This is a genomic window from Neptuniibacter sp. (genome assembly GCF_024231755.1).
Taxonomy (GTDB): domain Bacteria; phylum Pseudomonadota; class Gammaproteobacteria; order Pseudomonadales; family Balneatricaceae; genus Neptuniibacter.
Window position 1 is genome coordinate 1 of sequence record NZ_JAAEQH010000266.1, and the last position, 16,269, is coordinate 16,269.

The following is a 16,269-nucleotide window of genomic DNA, read 5'->3' on the forward strand; positions in this document are numbered from 1 at the left end:
GGCTAGGCCACCACCGTAACGGCCAAAAGGTGTGCGGATCGCATCACAGATATATGCATCAGTCATCGTGTATTACCTTCCTTCAGGTTGTTCAGTGCCGGGAATAATGACACCACGAATTCGGTGGGAACGACCGCGGAATAGGGCGATCAATTCACCTTTCTGGTTTTCAACGCGTACGTCATATACACCGGTACGGCCGCGTTGATGAGTCTTGCTGGCTTTAGCTGTCAGCAGGTCACCACGGTGACCTGGGCTGACATAATCAATAGAGCAGCCAGATGCTACAGTCGGGTGGTTCTCTGTATTACAGGAGAACGCAAACGCGCTGTCTGCCAAGGAGAAGATCATGCCGCCGTGACAGGTATCGTGGCCGTTAGCCATCCAGTCCTGTACTGGCATAGTCAGCTCAGCGTAACCCGGAGAAACCTTAACGATCTCCATCTTCAGCTCTTGTGTAAGCGGGTCTTCAGCCAGCAGGGCATCACGACAAGCTTCAGCCAGCTGCTGAGGATCGTTCAGATCATATTTCTCGGCGTAGTTAATCTGCTCAGCCATGGAAGGACGCTCCAGCAAAGAACTTACGACGCAGCAGGGCAGACGGGCGGTAACGGTCTTCGCCGTAGCACTGCTGCAGGTTGCTCAGTGTGTTAAAGATATGAGCAATGCCCACTTCGTCAGCCCACGCCAGTGGACCTTTTGGATAGTTCACGCCGCCACGCATCGCTACGTCAGCATCAGCAGCAGTACATACGCCCTGATTTACTGCGTCAGCAGCTTCGTTAGCCAGCATCGCAACAGTACGCATCACCACCAGACCTGGAACGTCGTCGATAACACTCAGGTTGATCTCCAGTGCGTTAAACAGGCCGATAACATCCTGCTTAGCATCTTCTGCACACTGATCAGCGAAAGCCACTGCCAGAGCAGTAGCGCTGTTGTAGTCCAGAGCCAGATCAAACAGGGCAGTGTTAGCATTACCTTCTGCAGCGACTTCAGTGGCGAAGCGGCCATCGCTCAGGCAAAGGCGGGCATTGCCAACTTTCAAATAAGATTCGCTTTCAGAGGTCTGTTTCTCAACAGTGATGCCTTTAGCTTCGATACGCTCAACCAGTGCATTAGCCACACCCAGATCACCAACAACCTGAACAGAAGCAGGAGCATTGCCGCCCGTTACAACAGCTGCAGCTGGTTTTTCAGCACCTTCGCTGTAATCGTAGAAACCATGACCACTCTTACGACCTAGACGGCCACACTCAACCAGTGCTTTCTGCGTCAGAGATGGCAGGAAGCGTGGGTCCTGATAGTAAGCGTCAAATACAGAGCAGGTTACGGCGTAGTTAACGTCGTGACCGATCAGATCTGTCAGTTCGAATGCGCCCATGCGGAAACCGCCAGCGCCTTTGATCAACTGATCCAGGGTAGCTGTATCTGCTGCGCCTTCTTCGTAGATGCGTAGAGATTCAGCGTAGAAAGGACGTGCTACACGGTTAACGATAAAGCCCGGTGTAGACTTGGTGTAAACAGCCTGTTTGCCCCATGCAGATGCAGTCGCATGAGTCACTTCAGCAACTTCCTGAGAAGTAGCCAGACCAGAAACAATCTCAACCAGCTTCATGATTGGAGCTGGGTTGAAGAAATGCATACCAACCAGACGCTCTGGGTGCTCCATCTCAGCGCCCAGCGCTGTTACGGAGATAGAAGAGGTGTTAGTCGCCAGAATTGCATCTTTGGCGCAAGTCGCTTCCAGATTAGCCAGCAGGCCACGTTTGATACCCAGATCTTCAATGATCGCTTCGATCACCAGTTTGGAATCAGCCAGTGCTGCGATATCCGTTGCTGGAGAGATACGTGCCAGCAGTTCATCCAGCGCTTCCTGAGTCATCTTGCCACGGGCAACCTGACGCTCCAGACCGGATTTAACGCCGTTGATACCACGCTCAATCGCTTCCGGGTTCATATCAAACAGAATAACCGGGTGGCCGTAAGCCGCAGCAACCTGAGCAATACCTGCACCCATGGTGCCTGCGCCGATTACAGCAATCTGTGCGCTTTTATCTAAAGGTGAAACAGTGTTAGTCATAACGATCCCTTATTTACCTTTAAATTCTGGTGCGCGTTTTTCCATGAATGCAGCAACGCCTTCACGATAATCATCGGTACGGCCTGCCATACGCTGCAGGTCACGTTCAAGATCCAGCTGCTCATCCAGTGTGTTAGTGTTTGCCGCATTAACTGCGCGCAGGGTGAAGTCGAAACCTTTAGTAGGCTGTTTCGCCAGCTTGCGAGCCATAACCATGACTTCATCCATCAGTGCTTCATCATCAACGCACTTCCAGATCATGCCCCACTCTTCAGCCTGTTCAGCGGTAACTTTTTCACTCAGCAGCATCAGTGCTTTAGCGCGTGCAGTACCCACCAGACGAGGCAGTGTCCAGGTACCACCAGAATCAGGCACCAGACCAATCTTGCTGAAACCCTGTACAAAGCTTGCAGAGCGAGCAGCAACCACGATGTCACATACCAGCGCCAGGTTTGCGCCTGCACCAGCAGCTACACCGTTAACCGCACAGATAACTGGCATTGGCAGATCACGCAGGGTACGTACCAACGGGTTGTAGTTCTTCTCAACGGAAACGCCCAGATCTGGCATCTCTACATCAGCAGCAACGTTGCGGTCGCTCAAATCCTGACCTGCACAGAAACCACGTCCATTACCTGTCAAAACGAGGCAGCGTACAGATTCATCTTTCTTGATCGCTTTCATCGCCTGACGCACTTCTTCGTGCATATCAGCGTTAAAGCTGTTCAGACGGTCCGGACGGTTCAGGGCAAGTAGAGCTACCCCATCTTCAATAGATAGGCTTATAGTTTCAAAATTCATTGATTTAGCATCCTTTGAATAAGGGTTTGCGTTTTTCCAGAAAGGCATTGATACCTTCATTACGGTCTTCGGTCGCTGCGAGCAGGGTGAATGCCTTTCGCTCGTAAACCAGTCCAGAGGCCAGATCAGTATCAAATGCTTTGAGTAGAGAATCCTTTGCCATCTCAACGGCAATCGGAGCGTGACGTGCAATCTGCGTCGCCACAGCCTGAGCGCGCTCAAGGGTCGCTTCAGGGATAGTAATTTCAGAGATCAGGCCGGAATCCATCGCCTGCTGGGCAGAGATAGGTTCACCTGTCAGTACCATCTGCATCGCCATGGATTTACCCACGCTGCGTAGCAGACGTTGTGTGCCACCTGCACCCGGCATAATGCCTAGTTTGATTTCAGGTTGGCCAAATTTAGCTTCTTCACCGGCGATCAGAATGTCGGCGTGCATTGCCAACTCACAGCCACCACCCAGACAGAAACCATTTACGGCAGCGATGATCGGCTTTTTAAATGCGGTGATGCGTTTCCAGTGATCAACACGTGGATCTTTAAGAACGCCTACCGCATCCAGAGTCGCCATTTCGCGAACATCTGCACCAGCGGCAAAGGCTTTACGGGAGCCGGTAATCACGACAGCGCGAACATCGGCATTGCTTTCTACTTCCTGTAAGAGATCAGCAAGCTCTTCCAGCAGTTTTGTATTTAGTGCGTTTAATGCTTCAGGGCGGTTAAGGGTAATAGTCAGTACACCCTTAGTTGGTTCACCCACAATAAGGTTAGTTGGAGCGCTCATGCATTATCCTGTCTATTGCTTAATATGTTAACGAGTACTTTCTCTTAGCACGGAGTACTCTTTTTTGCCGGAATGCAGAGTTTAGAGGGTGGAACGTAAGCAGCTGCAAACAATGATGCCGGTCAATGTTTTATAGTAAAGTTCAAAGTGATGCGTTTTGTCAAATTTTTATGATTCTTTTGTGTCACTTTGGGTTGTGTTGTGGGTTTATCGATAAAATCTATAACTTAATGAAAATAAAGGAAAATATGTAGTTATATGGAAAAGTGCTCAAACCCGGATCTCAATCCTTTGTTGATGAATTAGTCTAATTCTACTATTGGACTATGGCTTCTGGGGATATGAGGGTTTTGCTGTTAACTTGTTGATTATTAAGGGTAAAGTTAATTTGTGTTGATGTGCGTCAATATAATGAGGTATAGTTTTTACATTAAAAAGATACAAAATAAAAAAATTAATGTGATTTTTTGAATCATTTTGTAAATTTTCATTACATTTCTACGTCGGAGTTCATTATGTCGGTTGCACAGTCTTTTTATGAGGAACACCTCTCTACTCTGGAGCAAGCCTGTGAGGCGGTCCGGGATCGAGGTCACTGGACTCCTTATCCAGAGATTCCAAGCGGCAAAATCTACGGTGAAACAGCAAAAGCTGATGGCGCTGCTGCGTATCAGGCTGCACTTAACCAGCATTTCGCGCTGCTGGGTCCAGATGCAATCGGCACCACCGGTGTAGAAGTCTCTCCTTATACCGGTGAACTGGGTATCAGTTATGATCAGTACGAGAGTGGCGCATTGGTAGCTGCAGCTAAAGCAGCGTTACCGGCATGGCGTGATGCAGGTCCACAGGCCCGTACCGGTGTTTGTATCGAGATTCTTAAACGCCTGAACCAACGTAGTTTTGAGATCGGTAATGCAACTATGCATACCACAGGGCAGGGTTTTGCTATGGCTTTCCAGGCGGGTGGCCCGCATGCGCAGGATCGAGCGCTGGAAGCAGTAGCCACTGCATGGCTGCAAACATCCAATATCCCAACATCATCTACATGGAACAAACCGCAGGGTAAACACGATCCGCTGGTAATGAGTAAGCGTTACCACATCGTACCTAAAGGGGTAGGCTTGGTTGTGGCTTGCTCCACCTTCCCAACCTGGAACACCTATCCGGGTATGTTTGCTAGTCTGGTAACCGGTAACCCGGTAATCATCAAACCTCACTCGCAGGCAGTACTGCCGGTAGCTATCACGGTACAGGTATGCCAGCAGGTGCTGGAAGAGGCGGGCTTTGATCCTAAACTGGTGCTTCTGGCTCCAGAAGGTAATGAAGTGGGCATCGCTCAAGAACTGGCTACTCACCCAGACGTGAAAGTAATCGACTACACCGGCGGCAACAACTTCGGTGACTGGCTCAGCGATAATGCCAAGCAGGCGACTATCTACAAAGAGCAGGCGGGTGTTAACACCGTACTGATCGATAGCGTTACTAATATGAAAGCGACTGCGCAGAATCTGGCGTTCGCTCTGAGTCTCTACTCGGGTCAGATGTGTACAACACCGCAGGCTGTACTGATCCCGAAAAACGGTATTAAAACCGATCAGGGCCAGATGAGTTTTGATCAGGTGGCAGAGTTCCTGTGCAACACCATTAAGAAATTCCTTTCCGATCCAGATCGTGCCGCAGGTGTACTGGGCTCTATCCCAAATCCTGCAACCGTACAACGTCTGGATCAGGCAGCTGGGCTGGGTGAAGTACTGCTAGAATCCGAAACCCATCCGGTTCCTGGTTTTGAAGGTTCGGTTTACCGCACACCGCTGGTACTGAAAGTATCCGGTGACGACGCTGCGTGGCAGCAGGAGCAGTTTGGCCCGATCTCCTTCCTGGTAGAAGTGGAAGATACAGAACAGGGTTTGAAGCTGATCTCTGAAGCGGTAGCTAGCAAAGGTGCCATCACCTTTGGAGTCTACTCAACCAATGATCAGGTACTGGATAACGCAGAACAGGTAGCGATAGAGCAGGGTGTAGCCCTCTCCTGCAATCTGGATGGTGGAGTATTTGTGAACCAGGCGGCGGCATTCAGTGACTTCCACTGTACCGGTAACAATCCAGCAGCGAACGCTTCTCTGACTGATGCTGCGTTTGTAGCGGGGCGTTTTGCTGTAGTTCAAAGCCGTCGTCACGTCTAACGACGAGCACGCTACTCAGCGAAGCTGCGTGCTACGAGACGCTTCGCTTGCTAGTGGCTAGAACGCCTTCGGCTGCTAGGAAAAGCTCGACTAAACTTTGCTGAGCGGCTGGTGGAAGAATTGAGGTTCGGAGAAAATTTATGCAGGTTTATAGTATTGATGGGATTGTGCCGGTGGTAGATCCCACGGCTTATGTGCATCCCACTGCAGTATTGATTGGTGATGTGATTATTGGTCCGCGCTGCTACGTGGGACCTAACGCAGCCTTGCGTGGTGACTTCGGCCGCCTGATTTTGGAAGAGGGTGCCAACGTACAGGATACCTGTGTAATGCACGGCTTTCCGGGCACAGATACAGTAGTTGAGAAAGACGGCCATATCGGCCACGGCGCTGTCCTGCACGGCTGCCGTATAGGCCAGAATGCACTGGTAGGCATGAATGCAGTTATTATGGACGGTGCCGAGATCGGTGCAGAATCAATTGTTGCCGCCTGCGCCTTTGTTAAAGCCGCTTTTAAATGTGAACCACGCAGTATGCTAGTGGGCTCACCCGCCAAAGTCTTGCGAGAAGTAACCGACAAAGAGATTGCCTGGAAAACTGCAGGCACCGGAACCTATCAGGAACTGACAGAACGGTGTCTGGCTACAATGGAAAAGGTCGAGCCTCTAACGGCGGTAGAGCCCGATCGGAAGCGGATGGATGTCGGTGAGGTTAAGCCCAAATATAAAACCGAGGATTGATCCTCGGTTTTATATTTGGGCAGGGTGCTTCGCTACGAAGAGGTACGCTAAGAGACAGAAACCTTTGATTGCCTGACTAGTGGCTAGAACGACTTCGGTTGCTAGGAAAAGCTTTTTCCATCGTTCGTTTTGCACTTTTTCTCTTATTATCCCGTGAGACTGTATCCTGCTATGCCCTCGACCCATCCAATAAATTGTAACCAATTGATGTAAATTGTTTTTTTATGTTTTCTTCTACTGACTTTTTATTACCTTTTAGAAAAAATCAGACTTTCTAAGAGCTTTAAAATTGCTCTGAGATGAGTACTTTGTCATGTATTTAGGGTTATTTCTGAGGGCCATGTGAAGAAAGCTAATACTCTTTTAAGTGATATGATTCGCTTAACTAAAGGTGAAGGCTCTAGCTTACACCTTCAAATTTATACCCAGCTTAAAAGAGCTATTCTTCAGGGAGACTTGCCTTCAGGTTTTATGCTTCCGCCATCAAGAAAACTGGCTGAGGAGCTAAGTGTCTCAAGAAATACAGTTGTTCTCTCTTTTGAAAATCTAAAAGCAGAAGGGTTAATAGAATCGAATAAAGGGTCTGGTACCTGTGTCAGCTTTATAGATAGTAGAGAAACTAAAAATGATTCCCCTAACTCTAAGGCAGAAGCTGAAGTTTTAGGCGGAGGTTTGTTTCTTCCCGGTTTACCAGATTTAACCGTATTCCCAGCAAAAAAGTGGCATAGCCTGCTCGAAGAGGCAAATAGCAATGCAACTAAGATTATTGGTGCCATTGATATTAATTCTGGACTACCTGCACTAAAAGCTGAGGTAGCAAGCTACTTAAAGTTCGCCCGTGGGCTATCTATTTCTTCACATCAAGTGTTTATTACTGCTGGTGTAAGCCAAAGCTTGAAACTAATTGCCAGCTGTTTAGGCCACCAAGGTGACAGGGTTTGGATGGAGGATCCTGGCTACCAAGTAGCGAGGATGTCATTACAAAATGAAGGCTTCGATGTTAAATCGGTGAGTGTGGATGACAAGGGGGCAGTACTTGGAAAACCAAGTGCGCCAAAATTCATATATTTAACTCCTTCTCATCAATATCCATTGGGCATGAGTATGCCCGTATCCCGTCGTAAGACTTGGTTAGAGTTTGCCCGAGAAAACGCCTGTTGGATCATCGAAGATGACTATGATGGAGAATTTAGCTATGAGGGAGACCCATTACCCGCACTATCTTCGCAGGGGCAGCTAAGTAACTCGATTTATATGGGAACCTTTAGCAAGGTTTTATCTCCTACCCTAAGAATCAATTACCTTGCAGTTCCTGATCTGCTTGTTGATACCTTCAGGGAGAAGTACCCCATGCTTGGAAACGAGAGTTCATGTATCACTCAAGAGTGCTTAGCCAACTTGTTACGTGAAGGCTACTTTTCCCAACACATAAAGAAGGTACGGGATTTATACAAAAATCGAAAAACTATTTTAGATCAGGCTTTGTCTGAAAAGCTGGGAGTAAATAACCCTCTTAACAATTTAGCTACGGGGGGACTGCATACTTGCTTACCTCTCGATACAGATGATAAGGCTGTGTACGAAAAAACAGTTTCCCAAGGGTTGGGATGTATTCCCCTTTCAGGGATGTATAAAGAGGAAAAACCGCAGCAAGGTTTGCTTATTGGATTTACAGCCCAGAATGAAGAGCACATTATTCGAGGTGTAAATGAACTCGAAAAGATCCTCAATAACCCTAGCCTATGTAAATAACCTAGGGTTAATTCATCTGTTTTTACGGCTACTACTTTCTATGATGCGATGGGGGAAATATAAAATTTAAAGTCGCTAGCTTCGCCAAACTGGTTATAAAGTGACTGAGCAGTAGTATTATTCTCTTGTGTTAGCAGGGTTAATGCTGGCCAAGAGTTTTCTTTACAGAGATCGATCAGGTGATTGTAAAGCGCTTTGGCAGCACCTTTTTTCCTATAACTGGGCAATGTGTAAAGATCGCTTAGGTAGCATACTTCTGAGCCAAAGATACTAATAGGCCAAGCATGATAGTGAGCGAAGGCCATTATATTCCCAACAGCATCACAAGCTACTAGCCCCTTCAGCATGTTTTTTTCATCATGTAACCAATTCCATTCTGTGAGAACTTTCGTTTCATCTGCGGGGTGTTCATAGAAATCACAGTAGCCTTCAAAAAGAACTTTCCACTGATTAAAGTCCTCGGAAGCAAGTGGTCTGATTGTTATATACATCGTTATCCCTCTAAGTTGATACTCAAAGGTAGACGATTATGGAGTAGGATCGTGCTATTAAAAGATCCGCTTTATCAGCATCTTAAGGACCAATTATGAGAACCATGGGGTCAGGTCTCCCATTTTACAAATTGCGGTCATGTTGTTTGTTGGATGTGCGTTTAGTGTTGTTAAGGTCGAGGGTAGGGGATTACAGGAGATTCCAGCCTTCGCTGGAATAACGGGGGAAGTAGGAGTAATCAAGCCGGGGTTGTAATCTTCTCCTAGCAGCCGAAGGCGTTCTAGCCACTAGCAAGCGGAGCGTCTCGTAGCTCGCCGCTTTGTGGCGAAGCGTGCTGGTTTAAATTAAAAACTGTGTTTTTAATTTAAACCACTCAACCCACCATAACGGTTATAAAACTTGTTATTCGGTGGTGGCAGTGGACCGTCTGCTGTCTCCAGCACTTCATTCATATGATCTTCTGCACCCATCCAGACTTTCTGGTAGATGTTGCTGCACAACTGGCGTGCTGCACTGCCTGCCCAGTCGCCTGGTAGTAGGTCATCGGGTAGGCCAGGGTCACGCAGGATGATTCGGCGGTATTCGTGGATCAGCAGGGTGCGGATCTGGAAACATTGTTCCGGTGTAGGTTCGCCTTTTTCGTGGATATGACTCCAGATAGGGCGGAATTTGTCCAGGAAGCTCTGGTAGCTTTCAGCCAGTTTCGGCAGGTTCCAGGATTCGCGGGCTTGCAGGCGTAGTGGGCGGGTGGCTGCACTGCCTTCGCCCATATCTTCCAGAATGATGATCTCATCCTGATAATCAAACTCTTGCAATACGGCCTGTAGCTCTACTTTCTGCATCTGTGGATGTAAAAGAACAGTAGGGGCAAGTGTGCCGAAGCCATGCCATTCCAGTTCCTGACGAAGTTTCTGGCGGTCATCCTGATCCAGTTGGCTCAGTACCACCATCAGCCATTTGCCATCCCATTCCGGGTTGCTGTCGGCGTAAACACGTTTAAACGCTTTCTGGAAACGACGGATACCAGGACCAGTAAGACTGTAGTAACTACGTCGACCAACCTGTTCGGCAACAAGCCAGTTTTCTTTGGTCAGACGGAAAACAGAGGTACGTACCAGACGTTGGTTCAGACCCAGAGGTTCCAACAGGTTGATCATGCTTCCCAGCCAGACTGTGCCACCACGCGGTGCTATTGCATCGCCGTAAACGGTCATTATTAACGAGCCGGCGCGGATAGGGCGACGGTTTCGAAAACTCTCTATAAGTGCGTCTAATGCTGGAAAAGCTGCCATGGGTCCTGTTCTGTTTATCGCTGTACTTCTTTTTGCAGTTGCACATTCTATAGTTGACTGATTGTTCAGGCAAACCTATCGGGCGGTATAGAAAGGCAATGTATTACAATGTATAGCCGGTTTTTATTAAGATGTTAAGTTATAAAGTGATACAAATTTAAGTTTATTCGTAACAAATAGTGTTGTACTTGCCTTAGCGCAAAGAATTGGAGTGTGTTTTCTATTCCAATCTCGGTGTAAAATTCTGCTCGCCCGGTTGGTTTAACCGGATTATCAAGAGCATATTTTCAGTACAGGGCTAATTCAGGAATGGCAACACGATCTAAAAAACTGGAGAAATACCTTCCATCAAGTGAGAACTTTGATGTGAACGAGTTCCCGTTTTACTGGGTTGCCAAGCTTAACTCTCTCTACAGTATGGAGATTGAGAAAACCCTTAAGCCGCTGAATATGGATATCTCCCGCTGGCGTGTTGCTATGCTGCTGCGCCTGCATGGTGAGATGAGTATCTCCGATATCGCAGAGCACGCTCTGGGTAAGCTACCTACCATTACCAAAATTGTTTACCGCATGCGTGACGAAGGTCTGCTGACGGTTGAACAGTCTGAGACTGATGGCCGTGTCACGGTGGTTCGCCTAACCGAGCAGGGGCACAATAATGTGGAGCTGGTTCTGGAGCAGACCCAAGGTCTGTTTAAGAAAGCCTTCACCGGTTTTACCGAAGCGCAGATCAATAAATCGACCCAGTTACTGCAGCGTTTCTTTGATAACTTATCCTGATTTTTAACGGCCTGAATTCAGTCCGTAGCAACACTAATTCCGCTGCTTTTCCCTTCATTAATACCAGATCAACAATAGACTAGCACCGTTTCTATGGCTGTAATCTTGTATAAAAATAGTTGACAATTCAAGTGAATATTACGATTATTTTTTGAGTTAATTGATCGTGATTATGTTCTAGGCGTTAGGTTTTTAAATTTGCTCTAGGGTTAATTTCAGAGCTTTGAGAGGAGAAAATTATGTCAACACCGTACGAGCTGCTGGGTGGTGAGTCAGGCGTTAGAAGGCTGGCCGATGAGTTTTATAAGGTGATGGCAGAGCGTAAGGAAGCGCAGAAAATCCGCAAGATGCATTCAGAGAATCTATCGCCGATCAAAGAGAAGTTGTTTATGTTCCTTTCCGGTTGGATGGGCGGTCCCGATCTATACCTGATGAAGCACGGAACTATCTGTCTCTCTTCTCCTCATGCAGCTTACAAGATCGGCAGTGATGAACGTGATCAGTGGTTGGCTTGTATGGATCAGGCATTGCTGAATATCGAAGCGAGCGAAGAGGTCCGTGAGATGTTAAAAGAACCGATGTTCCAGCTGGCTGATGTGATGCGTAATGCTGACTAATTACTGCTTCTGTTGTCGTTGTTATAGCCGTTTTCTGTCAGGAGTGATCTGTGGTTAAGAAGCGAGGCAAGGATAAGGCCTATCTACCAGCCAGCGATCAGTTTGATATTGAGTCTTTTCCTTTCTATTGGGTAGCGCGGGTTAATGCGATCTATGCAAGGGAGATGGATAAGATTCTAAAACCCCTGAATATGGATGCATCCCGTTGGCGCGTGGCGATGTTGCTACGGGTCCACGGTAAGTTGAGTATCAGTGAACTTACCGAACATGCGATTGCCAAAATGCCCACCATTACCAAGACGGTTTACCGGATGCGTGATGAGGGGTTGGTTAAACTCCAGCAATCAGAGGATGACGGTCGGGTGATGATTGTCTCCTTGAGTGCAGAGGGGCACAACAAGGTGTCTCTGGTGCGCGAGCAGACGGAAGAGTTGTTCGAGCGAGCCTTTAAAGGTTTGACTGATGCCCAGATTGCACGTGCTACCCGGTTCCTGAATCAATTCTTCGATAATATTTCTGAGTAGTTTTCTTTTTTTGGTGCTGTTTCTCCAAACTAAATTTCTATTTTTTCTGGGTGTTTTCGTCCTCCAGGCTTAGCCTAAATAGATACTGTTTTATTTGTCATAATGCTCTTTTCGCTAATAGCGAGTCGGGGTATTTGTTTCGGCAAATACCCCGACACCCCAAAGCCGACCCAACTGCTTGGTTGGCTTCGCCAACTCCCTTGTGCGCTTCAGATTTAATCGGGGCTGACACAAACTTTTAAGTTTAACAGCGTTAGCTGGCCCGAAGGGTGTCCGCTGGCGGACGTATTACTCGGCCTGTAAGGGCCTCAAACAGGCTTCGCCCCTTTTCGATTAAATCTTGCAGTGCTCAGCATCACAGATGGGAAAGGGAGTGTGCCCTGATCTTCTTATCTAAGTTGTTGCTAACTCCAGATAGGGTTCTTCTCTGAGCTTATTTCAGTCCTTTTTCCACCTTTCTAATGCTTACAAAAAGCCATTTTTTTATAACTTTTTTCGTTGTGCTGCGCAGCAAAAATTATCTTTTTTACGTTTTGCCTTTTGCTAGGCGAAAAAAGTTTACTTTCATGGTGTAGGTATCTGCTTATTTTAATGCCATGAATTTAAAGGATTAATTTTTTTGATCTTGGTTTTGTCTGTATTTTTGGCGAAAAAATAGGAAAAAAATTCGCTTTTATTTAGTTGACATTTCAAGTGAATATTACGATTATTTTCTCACTGCTTAAGCGCGGACTGGCGAGATCGATTGACCAGATCAACTGACAGATCAGTCCGACGCAATAATAAAAATAAATAATTTAATAGTGATGGGTGCAGACAGTGTGTGTTTTGGTTCAACAGTTTTCTGATACCGGTGATTGCCACGCAGTTAATGGCGGTCATTATGCGGTGGCAGTTAAAGACTCAATTGATGTGGCGGGCAGCCCTACGGTAGCGGGTAGTCCTGCACTGGCAGATGCCGCTCCAGCCGAAACCAACGCAGCTGTTGTACAGGCTCTACTGGATGCAAATTGTAAGCTGGCGGGTAAAACCACCATGCATGAACTGGCATTTGGTATGACTGGCTTAAATGAGTGGGCCGGCACACCGGTGAACCATCGTTTTCCAGATTTTATTCCTGGCGGCTCTTCCAGCGGCTCTGCGGTTGCAGTTGCCAACTCCCTGGCTGATTTCTCTTTAGGTACTGACACAGGCGGATCTATTCGTGTACCTGCGACTTGTTGTGGTGTGTTTGGTTTTAAACCCACTTTTGGTCGTGTCAGCCGTGAAGGTGTTCAGCCAGAGCAGACCACGCTCGATTGCGTAGGTCCTTTCGCCGACAGCGCTGAGGTGCTGATCGAGGCGATGCGCATTATTGATTCCAGCTTTAAACCGGTGCAGTTGAATGATCTTTCGGGCGTGAACTTTGGCTTGGTAAATGTAAAGGCAGATTCGGTCATTTGGGCTGCGGTATATAGCGCCCTGCATAAAGCGGATGTTGATCCTGAGCATCTGTCGCTACCGGGTATGGATGCTGCGTTCCGTGCGGGCATGTCCCTGATAAGTCGTGAAACCTGGCAGGCATTTGGTGACCTGGTTGCGACTGGCAAGCTGGGCGCGGATGTTGAGTCTCGTCTTAAGGCTGCATCTCAAGTAGCTGACACTGATATCACTGAGGCGGAGCTGGTACGTAGTTCTTTCACCCGCGAGGTAGATCAGCTTCTTGAGCAGGTTGATCTGCTGGTGATGCCGACTTTACCAACTTTCCCGATGCTGTTGAGTGACGCCAAAGCGGGAAAAACTGATCTGAATATCTCGGCGCTGGTAAGGCCTTTTAATCTTTCTGGGCATCCAGCGCTTTCAATTCCCTTGCTCGCTAAGGGTGGCCGTCCGGCTGGATTACAGCTGATTGGTCGCAAAGGTGAGGACGAGCTGGTGTGTGAAGTTGCGCGTTTAATCGGCGCCGTAATTCCTAAAGTCAAATAACAACAAAACAATGTGTGGAGTTCTGAATAATGTCTTCCAATGTAATTGATAAAAACCTCTGGGGCGGGGCGGTAGAGTTTGATTCTCTACTGGCTGATATCCGAACCCGCCGTCAGGAGTTTGAGGATCAAAAATATATATCTCAGGATATTATCGAGCGCTTCAAACAGATCGGTGTATATCGTGCCTTAGTGCCTAAACGCTTTGGTGGTGATGAGAAAAGCCCAATGGAATTTCTGCAGATGGTTGAGGCTATCTCTGCTGCAGATGGTTCATCTGGTTGGGTGGCTAGCTTTGGTATGAACCCGGTTTATCTGGCATCGCTGCCTGTTGAAACCATTGAGAAGGTATGGAAAGAGACTCCGGATGTTGTATTTGCCGGTGGTATCTTCCCGCCGCAGCCAGCTAAACGCGTTGAAGGTGGTTTCCAGGTTAAAGGCCGCTGGCAGTTTGGTAGTGGTTGCATGGGCGCTTCTGTATGTGGCGTAGGCATCATGCCAGACGACGGCGAATCTCTACCACGTATGGCTGTAATGCCGCGTGAAAAACTGACCATCGAACACACTTGGGATGTGATCGGCATGGTGGGTACAGGTAGTCATGACCTTGTTGTTGATAATGTTGTGGTGCCTGAAGAGTGGACCTTTACCCGAGGCGGCAAACCTAATCTAAATGATCCTATCTTTAAGTACCCATCTCTGGCGTTTGCGGCACAGGTTCTGTCGGTAACGACACTGGGTCTTGCACGTGAAGCTCTGGATGTTGTGCAGGAGATGGCGGCAGGTCGTAAATCTGTTACCGGAGCTCCAAATCTGGGCGAACGTGAGTATGTGCAGATTGAAATTGCTAAAGCGGAAGCAAAAGTCCGTTCATCCCGCGCCTTCTTCTATGAAGTAACTGAAGATGCTTGGTCTGCCATCACCGAGGGTGGTGCGCCAACTGATCATCAGATCAGCATGATCCGTCTTGCTGCTACTAACCTGACTCACGAATGCGCGGAAGCGATTCGTATTGCTTATCAGGTTACAGGTATGACGGGTGCGTATAACGATCACCCTCTATCCCGCATTCTGCGTGATTCTGCGATGTGTACTCAGCACGCATTCATGGGGGCTATTACTTACAAAAATGCAGGTGCGATGTGCTTTGGGCATAAGCCGCTACCAGGCTACCTGTAATTCTCTACTAACTACTTAATTGAGTGAATGTTATGAGCGAAAACAAATTGCACCGTGTCTTGTTCTGTATTGGTGTTAACCAAAATTTCATGGACGCGACTCAGCAGGAAATGGGCGAAGTATGGCAGGCGTTCAGCGCCATGATGCAGGGCATTGCTGAACTGCCGGGCGTTAACGTACTGGGCATTATGGATGACGACCGTATTCAGGTAGGTCCATCTACTTCCTCTCCTTGGACAGCTTACATCATGGCAGATGTGCCTGATCTGGAAACTGTGACTGAGGCTTGCAACTTCTTCCGTACGACACCTGTTGGTGACGGCACTTACAAGCTGTGGAAGTACTGCAAAGTTGAAGCGCGTATTGGGCGTGAACTGGAAGTACCTTCCTGAGCATAAAGCCAGAACTAAACGGTTAAGAGATTAGAGAGCTACTTGAAATGACTGATCAGGAGTTACTGGAACAGATGCAGGCAAAACTCCAGCGATTTGAGGATGAACACAGTGTTCGTGCTTGCATGAATCGCTACATGTACCTGTGTGACAACCTGGATGCTGGTTTCGATCTGGACCCGTTGATGGATCTGTTTACTGAAGATGCAGTCTGGCAGGGCAAAGGCAAACGTTACGGAGCTACCTTCGGTGCTCATGAGGGTGCGGAAAAGATCCGTGCCATGTTTGCCAAATATACCAAGCCACCGGCGCACTTCGAGACCAACGTTCACTTCCTCACCAGTGAATTGATTGATGTGAGCGGTGATCAGGCGCAGGGCAGTTGGGCGTTGTTACAGACATCCACCTTCAGCGATGGCCGTTCCCAGTTGAGCAGTGCTCGACTCACGGTTGAGTTTCGACGTGAAGGAAACGCCTGGAAGATGAGTCATTTCCAGACAGAAAGCTTATTTAACCGACCTGTGAAAACTCCCTGGGATCAGCCAGCTGATCTTCCGGTACCTGAGTAAACGGTCGGACTAACGCAAGTAGTGTAGTGAAAAACAATAAAGATTGGGGAACCCCATGACAGACATGATTGATATTAAAAATGTAGCTGCTGATTACGAGCAGCTAATTAAAGAAGA

Annotated in this window: 16 protein-coding genes; 10 read left to right on the forward strand and 6 right to left on the reverse strand. The window is 47.8% G+C overall.

Going from position 1 to position 16,269, the window contains the following annotated elements:
- Positions 1-72 precede the first annotated feature (72 nt).
- From paaI to paaF, 4 genes are read right to left on the reverse strand one after another with little or no spacing between them, the layout of a single operon-like run.
- Complete coding sequence (gene paaI / locus GY843_RS14890; RefSeq protein ID WP_297310727.1) at positions 73-558, reverse strand: hydroxyphenylacetyl-CoA thioesterase PaaI; 486 nt, start codon at positions 556-558, stop codon at positions 73-75.
- The gene (gene paaH / locus GY843_RS14895) at positions 551-2,083 is read right to left on the reverse strand and encodes a 3-hydroxyacyl-CoA dehydrogenase PaaH (protein ID WP_297310729.1); all 1,533 of its coding nucleotides are present in this window, start codon (positions 2,081-2,083) and stop codon (positions 551-553) included. Before paaH ends, paaI begins: the two co-directional genes overlap by 8 nt.
- A gap of 9 nt (positions 2,084-2,092) precedes the next feature.
- Positions 2,093-2,884 carry a 2-(1,2-epoxy-1,2-dihydrophenyl)acetyl-CoA isomerase PaaG gene (gene paaG / locus GY843_RS14900; protein WP_297310730.1) on the reverse strand — a complete coding sequence of 264 codons (792 nt, stop codon included), beginning with the start codon at positions 2,882-2,884 and terminating at the stop codon, positions 2,093-2,095.
- A gap of 4 nt (positions 2,885-2,888) precedes the next feature.
- Positions 2,889-3,668, reverse strand: coding sequence for a 2,3-dehydroadipyl-CoA hydratase PaaF (paaF, locus tag GY843_RS14905; protein ID WP_297310731.1), 780 nt, complete (start codon positions 3,666-3,668; stop codon positions 2,889-2,891).
- A gap of 515 nt (positions 3,669-4,183) precedes the next feature.
- On the opposite strand from paaF, the gene paaN reads away from it, so the two are divergent.
- The 3 genes from paaN (at position 4,184) to GY843_RS14920 (ending at position 8,343) form a co-directional block, all read left to right on the forward strand.
- Complete coding sequence (paaN, locus tag GY843_RS14910; protein WP_297310732.1) at positions 4,184-5,851, forward strand: phenylacetic acid degradation protein PaaN; 1,668 nt, start codon at positions 4,184-4,186, stop codon at positions 5,849-5,851.
- Positions 5,852-5,991: 140 nt separating this feature from the next.
- Complete coding sequence (paaY, locus tag GY843_RS14915) at positions 5,992-6,591, forward strand: phenylacetic acid degradation protein PaaY (RefSeq protein ID WP_297310733.1); 600 nt, start codon at positions 5,992-5,994, stop codon at positions 6,589-6,591.
- A gap of 342 nt (positions 6,592-6,933) precedes the next feature.
- Positions 6,934-8,343 carry a PLP-dependent aminotransferase family protein gene (locus GY843_RS14920; RefSeq protein WP_297310735.1) on the forward strand — a complete coding sequence of 470 codons (1,410 nt, stop codon included), beginning with the start codon at positions 6,934-6,936 and terminating at the stop codon, positions 8,341-8,343.
- Between the two features lie 38 nt (positions 8,344-8,381).
- Here GY843_RS14920 and GY843_RS14925 read toward each other — a convergent pair whose 3' ends face one another.
- Positions 8,382-8,834 (reverse strand): GNAT family N-acetyltransferase, encoded by a 453-nt coding sequence (locus tag GY843_RS14925; RefSeq protein WP_297310736.1) that lies wholly within the window; start codon positions 8,832-8,834, stop codon positions 8,382-8,384.
- 360 nt (positions 8,835-9,194) lie between these two features.
- The gene (gene paaX, locus GY843_RS14930) at positions 9,195-10,127 is read right to left on the reverse strand and encodes a phenylacetic acid degradation operon negative regulatory protein PaaX (protein WP_297310737.1); all 933 of its coding nucleotides are present in this window, start codon (positions 10,125-10,127) and stop codon (positions 9,195-9,197) included.
- Between the two features lie 309 nt (positions 10,128-10,436).
- Here paaX and GY843_RS14935 point away from each other — a divergent pair, with 309 nt between their 5' ends.
- The 7 genes from GY843_RS14935 to GY843_RS14965 all read left to right on the forward strand — a co-directional run bounded on the left by GY843_RS14935 (position 10,437) and on the right by GY843_RS14965 (position 16,152).
- Positions 10,437-10,907, forward strand: coding sequence for a MarR family winged helix-turn-helix transcriptional regulator (locus tag GY843_RS14935; RefSeq protein WP_297310738.1), 471 nt, complete (start codon positions 10,437-10,439; stop codon positions 10,905-10,907).
- Between the two features lie 239 nt (positions 10,908-11,146).
- A complete protein-coding gene (locus GY843_RS14940) occupies positions 11,147-11,524 on the forward strand; it encodes a group II truncated hemoglobin (protein WP_297310739.1) in 378 nt (125 codons plus the stop codon).
- A gap of 50 nt (positions 11,525-11,574) precedes the next feature.
- Complete coding sequence (locus tag GY843_RS14945) at positions 11,575-12,048, forward strand: MarR family transcriptional regulator (protein WP_297310740.1); 474 nt, start codon at positions 11,575-11,577, stop codon at positions 12,046-12,048.
- 819 nt (positions 12,049-12,867) lie between these two features.
- Positions 12,868-14,013, forward strand: coding sequence for an amidase (locus GY843_RS14950; RefSeq protein ID WP_297310741.1), 1,146 nt, complete (start codon positions 12,868-12,870; stop codon positions 14,011-14,013).
- A gap of 29 nt (positions 14,014-14,042) precedes the next feature.
- Positions 14,043-15,191: an acyl-CoA dehydrogenase family protein gene (locus GY843_RS14955; protein ID WP_297310742.1), complete on the forward strand. Its 1,149-nt coding sequence runs from the start codon at positions 14,043-14,045 to the stop codon at positions 15,189-15,191.
- 32 nt (positions 15,192-15,223) lie between these two features.
- Positions 15,224-15,583, forward strand: a complete 360-nt coding sequence (locus GY843_RS14960; RefSeq protein WP_297310744.1) for an IacB protein — start codon at positions 15,224-15,226, stop codon at positions 15,581-15,583.
- A gap of 47 nt (positions 15,584-15,630) precedes the next feature.
- Positions 15,631-16,152: a nuclear transport factor 2 family protein gene (locus GY843_RS14965; protein WP_297310745.1), complete on the forward strand. Its 522-nt coding sequence runs from the start codon at positions 15,631-15,633 to the stop codon at positions 16,150-16,152.
- Positions 16,153-16,269: the final 117 nt, after the last annotated feature.

Excerpts from the sequence above, each read along its gene's own strand:
- GY843_RS14965 (WP_297310745.1), top strand. The coding sequence starts at position 15,631 with ATGACTGATCAGGAGTTACTGGAACAGATGCAGGCAAAACTCCAGCGA.
- paaH (WP_297310729.1), bottom strand. The coding sequence starts at position 2,083 with ATGACTAACACTGTTTCACCTTTAGATAAAAGCGCACAGATTGCTGTA.
- GY843_RS14935 (WP_297310738.1), top strand. The coding sequence starts at position 10,437 with ATGGCAACACGATCTAAAAAACTGGAGAAATACCTTCCATCAAGTGAG.
- paaF (WP_297310731.1), bottom strand. The coding sequence starts at position 3,668 with ATGAGCGCTCCAACTAACCTTATTGTGGGTGAACCAACTAAGGGTGTA.
- paaI (WP_297310727.1), bottom strand. The coding sequence starts at position 558 with ATGGCTGAGCAGATTAACTACGCCGAGAAATATGATCTGAACGATCCT.
- paaN (WP_297310732.1), top strand. The coding sequence starts at position 4,184 with ATGTCGGTTGCACAGTCTTTTTATGAGGAACACCTCTCTACTCTGGAG.
- GY843_RS14955 (WP_297310742.1), top strand. The coding sequence starts at position 14,043 with ATGTCTTCCAATGTAATTGATAAAAACCTCTGGGGCGGGGCGGTAGAG.
- GY843_RS14960 (WP_297310744.1), top strand. The coding sequence starts at position 15,224 with ATGAGCGAAAACAAATTGCACCGTGTCTTGTTCTGTATTGGTGTTAAC.
- paaX (WP_297310737.1), bottom strand. The coding sequence starts at position 10,127 with ATGGCAGCTTTTCCAGCATTAGACGCACTTATAGAGAGTTTTCGAAAC.
- GY843_RS14940 (WP_297310739.1), top strand. The coding sequence starts at position 11,147 with ATGTCAACACCGTACGAGCTGCTGGGTGGTGAGTCAGGCGTTAGAAGG.
- GY843_RS14925 (WP_297310736.1), bottom strand. The coding sequence starts at position 8,834 with ATGTATATAACAATCAGACCACTTGCTTCCGAGGACTTTAATCAGTGG.
- paaY (WP_297310733.1), top strand. The coding sequence starts at position 5,992 with ATGCAGGTTTATAGTATTGATGGGATTGTGCCGGTGGTAGATCCCACG.
- paaG (WP_297310730.1), bottom strand. The coding sequence starts at position 2,884 with ATGAATTTTGAAACTATAAGCCTATCTATTGAAGATGGGGTAGCTCTA.